The organism is Acinetobacter sp. NBRC 100985 (assembly GCF_000241225.1).
Taxonomy (GTDB): Bacteria; Pseudomonadota; Gammaproteobacteria; order Pseudomonadales; family Moraxellaceae; genus Acinetobacter; species Acinetobacter venetianus.
In genome coordinates this window covers 1-12,377 of the sequence record NZ_BAEB01000026.1, presented here as the reverse complement: position 1 = coordinate 12,377, position 12,377 = coordinate 1, and the positions used below count along the sequence as shown (strand labels likewise).

The 12,377-nt window shown below is 39.3% G+C and carries 11 protein-coding genes; 8 read left to right on the top strand and 3 right to left on the bottom strand.

Translation table 11 applies throughout. The annotated features are described in order from the left end of the window. Positions 1–16: 16 nt before the first annotated feature. Positions 17–406: a cytochrome b562 gene (cybC, locus tag ACT4_RS10635; protein ID WP_007482110.1), complete on the top strand. Its 390-nt coding sequence runs from the start codon at positions 17–19 to the stop codon at positions 404–406. A 117-nt stretch (positions 407–523) separates the two neighbouring features. Here the strand turns inward: cybC and ACT4_RS10630 are convergent, their stop codons facing one another. Beyond that, positions 524–1,081 (bottom strand): VTT domain-containing protein, encoded by a 558-nt coding sequence (locus ACT4_RS10630; protein ID WP_004882253.1) that lies wholly within the window; start codon positions 1,079–1,081, stop codon positions 524–526. A gap of 306 nt (positions 1,082–1,387) precedes the next feature. Further along, entirely contained in the window at positions 1,388–3,316 is a 1,929-nt protein-coding gene (locus ACT4_RS10625) for an ATP-binding cassette domain-containing protein (RefSeq protein WP_007482107.1), read from the bottom strand. A gap of 211 nt (positions 3,317–3,527) precedes the next feature. Here ACT4_RS10625 and ACT4_RS10620 point away from each other — a divergent pair, with 211 nt between their 5' ends. The 6 genes from ACT4_RS10620 (at position 3,528) to erpA (ending at position 9,770) form a co-directional block, all read left to right on the top strand. After that, entirely contained in the window at positions 3,528–4,532 is a 1,005-nt protein-coding gene (locus ACT4_RS10620; RefSeq protein WP_007482106.1) for a putative solute-binding protein, read from the top strand. Positions 4,533–4,580: 48 nt separating this feature from the next. After that, entirely contained in the window at positions 4,581–5,588 is a 1,008-nt protein-coding gene (locus ACT4_RS10615; protein WP_004882258.1) for a putative solute-binding protein, read from the top strand. Between the two features lie 211 nt (positions 5,589–5,799). Then, entirely contained in the window at positions 5,800–6,801 is a 1,002-nt protein-coding gene (locus tag ACT4_RS10610; RefSeq protein ID WP_007482105.1) for a putative solute-binding protein, read from the top strand. A gap of 217 nt (positions 6,802–7,018) precedes the next feature. Then, entirely contained in the window at positions 7,019–8,026 is a 1,008-nt protein-coding gene (locus ACT4_RS10605) for a putative solute-binding protein (protein ID WP_004882261.1), read from the top strand. Positions 8,027–8,309: 283 nt separating this feature from the next. Beyond that, positions 8,310–9,314, top strand: coding sequence for a putative solute-binding protein (locus tag ACT4_RS10600; RefSeq protein ID WP_004882262.1), 1,005 nt, complete (start codon positions 8,310–8,312; stop codon positions 9,312–9,314). Between the two features lie 120 nt (positions 9,315–9,434). After that, positions 9,435–9,770, top strand: a complete 336-nt coding sequence (gene erpA / locus ACT4_RS10595) for an iron-sulfur cluster insertion protein ErpA (RefSeq protein WP_004882264.1) — start codon at positions 9,435–9,437, stop codon at positions 9,768–9,770. 51 nt (positions 9,771–9,821) lie between these two features. Here erpA and ACT4_RS10590 read toward each other — a convergent pair whose 3' ends face one another. After that, positions 9,822–10,955 carry an anhydro-N-acetylmuramic acid kinase gene (locus ACT4_RS10590; RefSeq protein ID WP_007482104.1) on the bottom strand — a complete coding sequence of 378 codons (1,134 nt, stop codon included), beginning with the start codon at positions 10,953–10,955 and terminating at the stop codon, positions 9,822–9,824. 61 nt (positions 10,956–11,016) lie between these two features. Here ACT4_RS10590 and tyrS point away from each other — a divergent pair, with 61 nt between their 5' ends. Further along, complete coding sequence (gene tyrS / locus ACT4_RS10585) at positions 11,017–12,249, top strand: tyrosine--tRNA ligase (protein WP_007482103.1); 1,233 nt, start codon at positions 11,017–11,019, stop codon at positions 12,247–12,249. Positions 12,250–12,377: the final 128 nt, after the last annotated feature.

Genomic DNA, 12,377 nt, shown 5'->3' with positions numbered 1-12,377 from the left:
GTTTAAGGATGAATGCATGAACAAACGTATATTGATGTGTGCTTTGGTCTCAGGTTCATTATTTCTGAGCCAAGCTGTTTCTGCACATCAACTTGAGAAAGATATGCATGTTTTAGCCAAAACTATGACTGTCTTTGCTCAAACAGATGACTTGGCTGAGGCGAATAAGCAGCTTGCTTTAATGCGCAAAGCAGCAGTTTCTTCCAAAGCATCTTTACCGCATCAATTGGAAGGTTTAGCGCCTGAAAATGATCAGGTTAAAAGCTATCAAGGTGGTTTAGATCAACTAATTGCTGAAATTGATGCAGTGACTGCACTGGTAGCAAAAGGGCAGTTGGAAGATGCTAAAGTTGAGGCTTTGAAGTTGGTCAAGCTTCGCAATGAATATCATCAACATTTCAAGTAATTTGAGTATGCATTGAAGCAGAAAAAACGTTGCTGAATTTGATCTATAAAAAAGAGCTTAAGATCTAAATGATTTTAAGCTCTTTTTTTTATCGAATGTAGATGTTTCACGTGGAACTTATGGATCAACAAAATCACTGACTTGAATCAGAGCATGTCCAAACAAGTAACCCGCACCCACTAAAACGCTAATCCACAGAAAAGCGCCTAAAATATTGTAAAGGACAAATCGTGTGTAATTCATATTGCTAGAGCCTGCTGCCAAAGGAGCAAAGGAGCGAGCAAAGGGGATAAAGCGAGCAAGAAGGATTGTTTTCCCGCCATGTGTTAAAAAGAATTTATTGGTTTTTTGAAGATACTTTTGTTTGATAAAACGTGAATCCATATTGAAGATGCGATCACCAAAATGACGACCAATATGATAATTCACCATATAGCCTAAAGCTGCGGCTACAAATAGTAAGCTAATCATATAGCCAAGATGCATAATTTCAATTACAGCGCACAATGCACCAACGGTGAGTAAAAGACTATCACCCGGTAAAAAGAACATAAATACAAAAGCTGTTTCAGAGAAAATAATGAGAAAAAGAATTGCATAGATCCATAAACCATATTCTTGAACCAAGACAGGGAGGATATGTTCAAAATTAAAAATAAAATCTAAAGAATTCATTCAGTTTGTATGATTCCAAAAATAGAGTACTCACCAAATTGAAGTACCAAAATATTAAATAAATTTAACCCTCAGGATTTGCTCGAAAGTTATAACTTTACAATAATGGGAGCTGAGTATATCGAGCCTGAAACCAAAGCTCAATTTTCCGAGAAAATTATCGTTTCTACCTTAACTGAGTTTGTCGCTAAATTCATGACAACTTTATAAGTATTCAATGTACTTTTTAGTATCTTAAACATCAGCTGTTTCATAGATGATGAAAAACCCCATCATGTTCGCATGACATGATGAGGTGAGATCATATTAACCTTCGAAAGAGCTTTCTAATTCTTCTAGTTCCATCATTAGCTCTAATAGTTGTTCTTCTTGCTGCTCTAATTTCGCTTTAAGCTCAGTTTGCTCATTCATGAGCTTAATGAGGTCATCTTTACGATTTGCTTCATAAAGTGCTGTATCGGCTAATGTGTGTTCAATATCCGCTAAACGAGGTTGTACTTTTTCTATTTGAGCTTCAACTTTTTCGATGTTTTTTCGAATAGGTCGCGTCATTTCTCTACGACGTGCAGCTTCTTTACGCTGAGCTTCTTTATCGATTTTGACAACTGGTGCTTGCGTAGTCGAAGCTTGTTGTTGCAAAGCGTTTTGAGCGTTGATCTGTTGCTGTCGCGCTTCACGTAACCACTTCGCATAGTCTTGAAGATCACCTTCAAACTCAGTACATTTTCCTGCATGGACTAACAGTAAATCGTCACAAACACTGGCGATTAACTGGCGTTCATGTGAAACAAGGACCACAGCACCTTCAAAATCTTGTAAGGCCATGCTGAGTGCGTGGCGCATATCTAAGTCTAAATGGTTGGTTGGTTCATCCAGAATCAGCACGTTTGGACGTTGCCATACGATCAGTGCTAATGCTAGACGAGCACGTTCGCCACCAGAGAAACTTTCACATGGCGTATCCATACGCTCGCCACTAAAACCAAAACCACCTAGAAAAGCGCGCAGTGATGCTTCACTGATCTGTTTGTCCGCAATGCGAGCAAGCTGTAACATTGGACTTGCATTAGCATCTAAGGCATCCATTTGATGCTGAGCAAAGTAACCAATATTGAGCAATTCAGATGCTTTTCGTTCACCTGATAGCAGTGGTAAATCACCAACCAAGGTTTTAATGAGTGTTGACTTACCTGCACCATTCATCCCAAGCAAACCAATACGTGAGTTAGGCGTAATTTGCAGGCGGATTTTCTCAGCAATTATTTTATCGCCGTAACCAATTGTTGCTCCATCAAGACTGAGCAATGGCGAACTCATTTTTGTTGGTTCACGGAAACTAAAGGTAAAGGGTGTATCAATATGTGCAGGTGCGAGTTGCTGCATACGTTCAAGTTGTTTGATACGACTTTGTGCTTGACGAGCTTTAGTTGCCTTTGCTTTAAAACGATCAATAAATTTTTGTAGATGAGCACGCGTCTCTTGCTGCTTTTCAAAAGCCTGTTGTTGTTGTGCTAAACGTTCACTTCGTGTCGTTTCAAAAGTTGAATAATTGCCTGTGTACAGCGTCAATTCTTGATTTTCGATATGTAAGATATGATCGGTAATTGCATCTAAGAAATCACGATCATGTGAAATTAAAACCAATGTGCCTTCATAGGCTTTTAACCAATCTTCTAACCACAGGATCGCATCCAAATCCAAGTGGTTGGTCGGTTCATCGAGAAGTAATAAATCTGAACGACTCATCAATGTACGCGCCAAGTTCAAACGCATACGCCAACCACCAGAAAAACTCGCAACATTTAACCGTAATTGATGATCCAAAAAGCCTAAACCTGCCATTAGCTGTGCCGCTTTGGCTGGCGCAGCATAACCATGAATTTCATCAAAACGACCATGTAATTTTGCTAAATCATCGTTACTCAACTGATCTGGATTGGCAAGTTGTTCTTGAATGCTCCAGTATTCCTCGTCACCAGAAAGCACAAAGTCCAATGCAGGCATTTCTAACGCTTTAATTTCTTGCGCCATATGTGCCACCGTCCACACCGATGGGCGAGTGAGATTTCCCTCATCTGCAACAAGATCGCCGAGCAGGGCTGCAAATAACGTCGATTTTCCTGCCCCATTTACACCCGTTAAACCAATTTTCCAGCCTGGATGAAGCTGCATAGATGCTTTTTGAAAAAGAACACGGCCGCCACGGCGTAATGAGACTTGGTCTAATTGGATCATGAGTGTGCAAAATAGCGAATAGATAGCCGCATTTTAAGATGATCAGCTGCGAATGCAACTTTTTATCGAGTGTGACAATTCTAAAACTAAGTTTTATGGAAAGAATTAAAATAGAGTAAAAACTCTATTTTTGTCGTGTAAATCAGATTATTATTTAGTTTATATGAAAAAATAAGTAACAAGACTACAAGTAGAGCAACAGGGTTTAAGGATGAATAAGGGATTTTTTGCACTGGGGGCAGTATTTTTTTGGGGAATGAGTACACAGACAAATGCTGCAAGGGTTTGTGTTTTTGATCTTCTGGGGAAATCAGGTGAAGCCTATCAAGTCATGGAAGAATGGGCGCTAATGGCTAAAACTTGGCGTACTGAAATTGATTTGGTGAGTTACCAGAACGAAGCGCAGGCTGAAAAGGATTTTGAACAAGGCAAATGCGATGGCGTGTATATGACCTCAATGCGCGCGCGAAGTTACAATAAATTTGCAGGGTCTGTTGATGCGATTGGCGCTGTTTCTAGTTATGCGATTGCACAGAAAGCCATTAGTTTTGCTTTGGATAAAAGAAATCGTCATCGCTTATCGAGCAAAATTGGCAATCAAAGCTTTGAAGTCGCAGGTATTTCACAAATTGGTTTAGCTTATATTTATGTAAAAGATAAAAAGTTAAATACTATTGAGCAAATTAAAGGTAAAAAGTTTGCGGTTTTAGGTTATGACGAAGCACAGAAGATCGTTGTAAAAAGCCTAGGTGGTCAAGCGGTGCTATCTGATATTTCTGACATCGCCAAAAAATTTAACAATGGTCAGGCCGATATCATGGCAGCACCAGCTTATGCCTATAAACCGTTAGAGCTTGATAAAGGTTTGGGTAATGACGGTGCTATCATTACCTTTCCCGCAGTGAATATGACGATGGATCTCATCATTCGTCCAGACAAGTTCTCCAGTAATTTTGGCGAAAACTCAAGAGCTTGGTTTTTGAGTCGTCTCAAAAGTAATTTCGCAGTGATTCAAAGAATAGAAGCAGACTTACCTGCCAAATACAAAATAAATCTCAGCAATGAAGATAAAACCCGTTATCAGCAAATTTTACGTGAAGCACGCATGGGACTTATCAAGCGTGGAATTTATGATGCAACGATGATGAGTGTCTTAAAGCGAGCACGTTGTACTGTTGAGCGAACTAATTTTGAGTGCAGCCTTGGGGGCGAATAATTTTAATTTTTTGTGTGTTTGATCATTTTATTTTTATAGGGTAACGAAATGAAAAAGGGGTTATTTGTTTTATCTGTTTTGGCATCAATGGGGTTGATGAATCAAGTACAGGCAAAGCAAACAGTATGTGTATTTGATTTACTTGGCAAAGCAGGAGATACCTTTAAGGTCACTGAAGAATGGGCTGTGATGGCTAAAAGCTGGCAAGCTGATATTCGTTTGATTCCATATCAAGATGAAGCCAAAGCGCAAAATGATTTTGATGCAGGCCGATGTGATGCAGTTTATATGACCTCTATGCGGGCACGTAAATATAATCGCTTTGCAGGTTCGATTGATGCAATTGGTGGCGTGACCAGTAATCATGTTGCGCAAAAAGCGATTAGTTTTGCGCTGGATAAGCGAAATAAGCGCCGTTTATTAGCAACTGTGGATAATCAGAAATATGAAGTGGCTGGTATTTTGCAGTTTGGTTTGGCCTATGTGTTTGTACATGATAGAAATCTAAATACCATTGAAAAAGCCAAAGGGAAAAAATTCGCCTATTTGCATTATGACGTGGCGCAAAAGGTGATTGTAGATAGTCTCGAAATGGTTTCAGTTCCATCTGAAATTTCAGATTTTGTGAAAAAATTTAATAGTAACCAAGTTGATGTGATTGCCGCACCAGCTTATGCGTACAAACCTTTAGAAATTGAAAGAGGGATTGCTTCAGGTGGCGCAATGTTTTCATTTCCTGTTGTAAATATCACGGGAGATTTGATTATTCGCCCTGAAAAATTCCCAACTAACTTTGGTATACGTTCAAGGGAGTGGTTTGTAACGCAACTTCCGAAAAGCTTTGCGATGGTGAAGCGCCTAGAAAATGAAATCCCTGCAAAATATAAACTGAAGCTTCCTAAAGAGGATGAGGTTCGTTATCAGCAAATACTAAGGGATGGTCGAATCAGCCTCACCAAACAAGGGGTCTACGATCCGATCATGATGAGTGTTTTGAAAAGAGCTCGTTGTACGGTCGAAAGAACCAGTTTTGAATGCTCATTAGGCGGAGAGTAAATCTCTTTTAAGAATACGTAATCATTTCCTTGAAATGATTACGTATAAAGTGAGCTCATTTCGTTATTTGTAAAAATGTGATGAGTATTATCAAAAATAAAAAAAACTCGACGTATGTAGAGAAAAATGCTGGGCTTTTAATCAAAACCTGACTATATTGATTTCTAGCTGATGGAAAAATATGCAAAAACAGCAAATAAGGGAAAACAAGATGAAAAAAGGACTTTGGGCATTGAGTGCTGCAACTCTATTTGTCGTGGCTACTCCTGTACAGGCAAAACAAGAAATTTGCGTATTCGATTTATTGGGTAAGGCTGGGGAGTCTTATAAACTGATTGAAGAATGGAAACTCTCTGCACAAACTTGGCAGGGTGATATCGAGTTAATTCCTTATCAAGATGAGGAAAAGGCAGAAAAAGATTTTGATGCGGGTAAATGTGATGGTGTCTATATGACCTCAATGCGTGCTCGTAAATATAATAAATTTGCAGGGTCTGTTGATGCTGTAGGTGCAGTGACCAGTAATGCGATTGCACAAAAAGCAATTAGCTATGTACTTGATAAGCGAAATAGACATCGTCTTACAGCAACTGTAAATGGTGATAAATTTGAGGTTGCAGGGATTATTCAGGTCGGTCTAGCGTATATCTTTGTGCGTGATAAAAACATTGATACGATCGAAAAAGCCAAAGGCAAAAAGTTTGCCTACTTACATTATGATCAGGCGCAAAAAGCGATTGTTGAAAGCATTGACTTAGTTGCGGTTCCTTCTGATATTTCTGACTTTGTGAAAAAGTTTAACAGCGGAAAAGTAGATGTGATTGCTGCGCCTGCATATGCATATAAACCTTTAGAGATCAGCAAAGGTTTAGCAAATGGTGCATTGTTTGATTTCCCTGTGGTGAATATCACAGGTGATCTGATTATTCGTCCAAGTAAATTCCCTGCTAATTTTGGTACGCAGTCACGACAGTGGTTTATTAAAAAATTACCAAGTAATTTCTCGATGGTACAGCGCCTTGAAGCAGGGATGAATGCCAAGAGGATTACCCTGTCTAATGAAGATCGTGAGCGCTACCAAAAGATGTTGCGTGATGGTCGTATGAATTTAACCAAGCAAGGAGTATATGACTCTACGATGATGAACGTACTTAAACGTGCCCGTTGTACAGTCGAGCGAACTAACTTTGAATGTTCGTTAAGCGGAGAATAAAAGTATCCTTTTAGTTATGGCATATAAGGTCATAACTAAAAGAAAAATTTTTATAACAAATATGTTTATAAAAAGAAGTTTAATTCATCAAGTGGGACAAAAATTAAACAAAGTTAAAAGAAAAATAGAGTACAAGCTCTATTTTTTTTCATAAAACATGATTAATATTTGCTTCGTACAAGGAGACAAACATAAAGTTTGTGAAAGGATGAAAAATATGAAAAAAATGGCACTTGCTATCGCAGCAACTTCAATCTTAGGTGTATCTGCTTCAACTCAAGCAGCTGTAGACGTGTGTGTATTTGACTTATTAGGGAAGTCAGGTGAATCATACAAAATGATGCAAGACTGGGCTCTAGCGGCAAAAGGCTGGGGCGCAGATGTTAACCTTGTTGCACTGACAGATGAACAGGTTGCAGACAATAACTTTAAAGCGGGTAAATGTGCTGCTGTAGCGATGACAGCAATGCGTGCTCGTCCATACAATAAATTTGCGGGTTCTATCGACTCTTTAGGTGGTGCGCCAAGCAATGAAATCGCACAACGTGCAATTACATTTGTGCTAGATGCTCGTAATGCTGCAAAAATGACGACCAACCTTGGTGGTAACAAATACGAAGTTGCGGGTATCACACCATTAGGTGCTGCTTATATTTTTGTACGTGATAAAAACATCAACTCAATTGAAAAAGCTGCTGGTAAAAAATTTGCAGTATTGGGCTATGACGATGCACAAAAAATTATGGTGCAACGCGTAGGTGCTCAAGCTGTTCTTTCTGATATTTCAAACTTTGCTGCTAAATTCAACAATGGTCAAGTAGATATGGTTGGTGCTCCAGCTTATGCGTACAAACCATTAGAGTTAAGCAAAGGTTTGGGTACAAATGGTGCGATGTTCAACTTCCCTGTACTTCAAGTGACTGCGGATCTTGTAATTCGTCCAGAAAAATTCCCAGCAGGTTTTGGTCAAAAATCTCGTGACTACTTTGTGAAGCAACTTCCAAAAGCTTTCTCGATGATCAAACGTTATGAAGCTGAGATCCCAGCGAAATACAAAATGAAATTAACTGCTGAAGACACTTTAAAGTACCAAAAATTATTACGTGATGGTCGTATGGATCTCACTAAGCGTGGTATTTATGATGCTGGTATGATGTCTGTATTGAAAAAAGCACGTTGTTCAGTAGACAAAGCGAACTTTGAATGTGCTTTACCTGGTGAATAATCCAGAATTGCAAAAAAGTATACTTAAAGCCTAGATTTTTCTAGGCTTTTTGTTTTTGTTATGTTGTCATTTAAGTCATTGTCTTTATTAATAAATATAGCAATCATAAAGACATAAAAAGCAAATGAAATCGTGAAGATTTAAAAATATGTTTTTAATCAGGAAGATTAAATACGATTGAATAGGAACATATATTCATTTGAGACCCATATCTAGGATTGAGTGGCATTCAGAATTTAAGAATATTCACAACAATCAGCATAGATGCAAAGGAAAAAATAAGATGCAATGGTTTAAAACTTTATTACTCGCAACAGGTATTGCTGCTGTGTCAGCAGGTACTCAGGCCAAACAAACAATCTGTGTATTTGATCTCGTGGGTAAGAGCGGTGACGTGTATGCCCTAATGAAAGATTATCAGCTTGCAGCAAAGAACTGGGGCGCTGATATTGATCTTCGTGTTGGCACAAATGAGGCTGTAATTGCTGAGGACTTCAAAGCAGGTAAATGTGATGGTGTCAGTATTACAGGGATGCGCGGTCGCCAATTTAACCAGTTCACAGGCTCTTTAGATGCGATTGGTGCGATTACCGATCTTAAGTTAGCTGTGAAAATTATGCAGGGCTTGGCGAGTCCGACTTTTGCCAAAGCTATGGTCAATGGTAAATACGAAGTAGTAGGTGTTATTCCAGTCGGTGATGCTTATCTTTTGGTGAATGATCGTAATATCAACACTGTTGCAAAAGCCGCAGGTAAAAAAATTGCGGTTCTTGACTATGATGAAGCACAAAAAATCATGGCAACACAAGTAGGTGCGCAGGCAGTAAGCTCTGATATTACGAATTTTGGTGCTAAGTTCAATAATGGTCAGGTTGATATTATTGGTGCTCCAGCTGCAGCATTTAAGCCACTTGAACTGCATAAAGGTTTAGGTACGAAAGGGGCGATTGTAAATTATCCTATCCTACAAGTGACAGGAAATTTAATTATTCGTCATGACAAGTTTCCTGAAGGTTTTGGACAAAAATCAAGAGAGTGGGTGAAGTCGCAATTGCCGCGTGCATTTACAATCTTGGGTAAAATGAAAGCAGATATTCCTCAGAAATATTGGATGGAAATTCCTGACTCGGATAAACCTGGTTATCAAAAACTTATGCGAGAAGCGCGTATCAGCCTGACAGCAAAAGGAATTTATGATAAACGCATGATGAAACTGTTATGGCAGTTCCGTTGTAAAGAGAATCCGAAGAATTTTGAATGTGGTATGCAAGAAGAGAATTACAAATAATCTTGTAAAAAGTCTTTAATCGCACTTTAAAGTTCAAATACAGACCCGATAATGAGTATGTTATACTTATATCGGGTCTTTTCTTTTTAAAGACATACTGAATTCTGAGGACTCTCTATCATGAACGCTCAAGCTCTTGAATTGTCGGATAATGCGGCTAAAAAAGTTCGCCAATTGCGCGAAAGTGAAGGGAATAACGATCTCATGTTACGTGTATATGTAACAGGTGGTGGTTGTTCTGGGTTCTCTTATGGTTTTAATTTTGCTGAAAGCGTCAACGAAGATGATGCAGAATTTATCAATGGCGACGTGAAAATGCTAGTTGATTCACTAAGTTATCAATATTTAGTTGGGTCTGTCGTTGATTATTTAGAAGGCTTGGAAGGTTCTCGTTTTGTGGTACAAAACCCAAATGCAACAACAACTTGTGGTTGTGGTTCATCTTTCTCGATCTAAAAAGATACTGCAATAAAAAAGCTTCTCTATTTGAGAAGCTTTTTTATTCTTTTATATCGCCGTAATCGTTCCAAGAATACGCCCACCAGCAGCGCCAGTTACGGCTGGCAAATTACCACTTAACTGATCTACAAAACGCATTGCCAACCACGCAAACGCTGTTGCTTCTACCCAAGTTGGTGCTAAACCGAGTACATCTGTAGTTTGTACTGACCAGTTATGTTTACGTAAACGCCAACGTAGTTGCTCAAGCAAATGCGAGTTATAAGCACCACCGCCACACACATAAACTTCACCCGTTGGCATCAATTCTTTACTACGATAAATCGCTTTTTTTATCGCACGTGTGGTGAGTTTCATTAATGTCGCTTGTACATTTTCGGGTGTATCTTCGATCTCGTCATAATCAAGATCATTGCGCCAGTCGATCATTTGATCATCAAGCCATTCAAGATTAAAGTCTTCTCGACCCGTACTTTTGGGTGGTTCGATTGCAAAGAATTCGTGGGTTTGTAAACGATCTAGCAATGAACGAATTGGTTGACCATACGCGGCCCAGTCGCCGTTTTCATCATAAGGATGACCTGTATGACGTTGGCACCACGCGTCCATCAAAATATTAGCTGGGCCAGTATCAAAGCCGTAAACGGCTTCAGGATTATTAGCAGGCAGCATACTCACATTCGCAATCCCACCGAGATTGAGAATGACACGGTGGATACTGTCATGTTGGAATAAGGCTTGATGGAAAGCAGGCACCAATGGAGCACCTTGACCGCCTGCCGCCATGTCACGACGACGAAAATCTGATACAACAGGAATCTGAGTAATCTCAGTAATAATATTTGGGTCGCCGATTTGTAGCGTGAAACCATGTTCAGGACGATGGCGAATGGTTTGCCCATGTGAACCAATGGCTTTAATTTGAGTTCGGTCGAGCTTGTTATTTTCAATAAGTTGGTTAATGCCATGACCAATCATTTGCGCTAAGGTCACATCAGCCTTGCCCATGCGATCAATTTCATTGTCATCAGGTAATGTTAATGCCATTAACTCATCACGTAACTCTGGCTCGAATGGAAGTGTTAAAGTCGCATGAATGATCAGAGGTTCAAATGAAGCTGCAACAAAATCAACACCATCCATGCTCGTGCCTGTCATTACACCAATATAGATTGCGCTCATGTACAACTTCCCCTGCAAGATGCTGAAAAAATGTTAGTATATCGCACAAATTGAATAACTGATGTGTTTAGGTTTTGTGATGTCAAATTTCTTGCCCGCCGAAGAACAGCTTGCTCTCATTCAACGAGGCACGCATGAGATTATTTCTGAAGAAGATTTACTGAAGAAATTAAAAGAGAATCGCCCACTCCGTGTGAAAGCAGGTTTTGATCCAACGGCTCCAGATTTACACTTAGGACATACCGTACTTATTAATAAGTTAAAAACTTTCCAAGACCTTGGTCATGAAGTAACTTTCTTGATTGGTGACTACACTGCGATGATCGGTGACCCAACGGGCAAAAGTGCAACGCGTCCGCCGTTATCACAAGAGCAGGTGATTGCCAACGCAAAAACGTATCAGGAACAAGTTTTTAAAATCTTAGATCCAAATAAAACCAAAGTACGTTTTAACTCAGAATGGTTTAATCAAAAATCTGCTGCTGATCTCATTCAATTGGCAAGCCAACAAACTGTTTCACGTATGTTAGAGCGTGATGACTTTACAAAGCGTTATAGCAACCATCAACCAATCGCAATTCACGAATTCCTTTATCCATTGGTTCAGGGTTATGACTCGATTGCGCTTGAAGCTGATGTTGAGTTAGGTGGAACAGACCAAACTTTTAATTTATTGATGGGACGAACCCTACAAGGTCGTTACGGTCAAGAATCACAAGTGTGCATTACTGTGCCGATTCTTGAAGGTTTAGATGGCGTAAATAAAATGTCTAAATCTTTAGGTAACTATATTGGTGTATTTGATACCCCAGGTGCTATGTACCAAAAAATTCTATCGATGCCAGATAGCTTGATTGAACGTTACTTTGATTTACTCAGCTTTAAGTCACTTGATGAAATCAAAGTTTTGCTTGATGAAATGGCAGCGGGTCGTAACCCACAAGAAATCAAACGTATCTTGGCGCTTGAATTGGTTGAACGTTTTCATGATGCAGAAGCAGCGGAAAATGCACATAAGAGTGCAGGCAATCGTGTGACAGAAGGCGAAGTACCAGAAGATACACCAGAAGTGACGATTTCTCGTGCTGAGTTTGGTGGCGAGTTGTTTATTGCAACTATTCTTCGAGTTGCAGGTTTAAACCCGAATGCTGCCGCTGCAAAAGACGCTGTGGGTCGTGGCGCTGTTAAAGTCGACTGGAATGTGGTTGATATGAGCTACTCTGTAAAAGAAAACGTAACTTTAATCATTCAGTCAGGCAAAAAAGCGATTGCACGTGTGACTTTCACCGACTAAATCGAAATAAAAATAATAAAAAGCAGGTCTAGAGCCTGCTTTTTATACGTAAATAGATGATAAAAACAACGAAAACAATGATTTTGTAGAAAAAAGAAACATGCAAAAGAAAATAATGAAAAACAGGG

Bases quoted from the DNA above. Each gene is read 5' to 3' on its own strand.
- cybC (WP_007482110.1), top strand. From the start codon at position 17: ATGAACAAACGTATATTGATGTGTGCTTTGGTCTCAGGTTCATTATTT.
- ACT4_RS10630 (WP_004882253.1), bottom strand. From the start codon at position 1,081: ATGAATTCTTTAGATTTTATTTTTAATTTTGAACATATCCTCCCTGTC.
- ACT4_RS10625 (WP_007482107.1), bottom strand. From the start codon at position 3,316: ATGATCCAATTAGACCAAGTCTCATTACGCCGTGGCGGCCGTGTTCTT.
- ACT4_RS10620 (WP_007482106.1), top strand. From the start codon at position 3,528: ATGAATAAGGGATTTTTTGCACTGGGGGCAGTATTTTTTTGGGGAATG.
- ACT4_RS10615 (WP_004882258.1), top strand. From the start codon at position 4,581: ATGAAAAAGGGGTTATTTGTTTTATCTGTTTTGGCATCAATGGGGTTG.
- ACT4_RS10610 (WP_007482105.1), top strand. From the start codon at position 5,800: ATGAAAAAAGGACTTTGGGCATTGAGTGCTGCAACTCTATTTGTCGTG.
- ACT4_RS10605 (WP_004882261.1), top strand. From the start codon at position 7,019: ATGAAAAAAATGGCACTTGCTATCGCAGCAACTTCAATCTTAGGTGTA.
- ACT4_RS10600 (WP_004882262.1), top strand. From the start codon at position 8,310: ATGCAATGGTTTAAAACTTTATTACTCGCAACAGGTATTGCTGCTGTG.
- erpA (WP_004882264.1), top strand. From the start codon at position 9,435: ATGAACGCTCAAGCTCTTGAATTGTCGGATAATGCGGCTAAAAAAGTT.
- ACT4_RS10590 (WP_007482104.1), bottom strand. From the start codon at position 10,955: ATGAGCGCAATCTATATTGGTGTAATGACAGGCACGAGCATGGATGGT.
- tyrS (WP_007482103.1), top strand. From the start codon at position 11,017: ATGTGTTTAGGTTTTGTGATGTCAAATTTCTTGCCCGCCGAAGAACAG.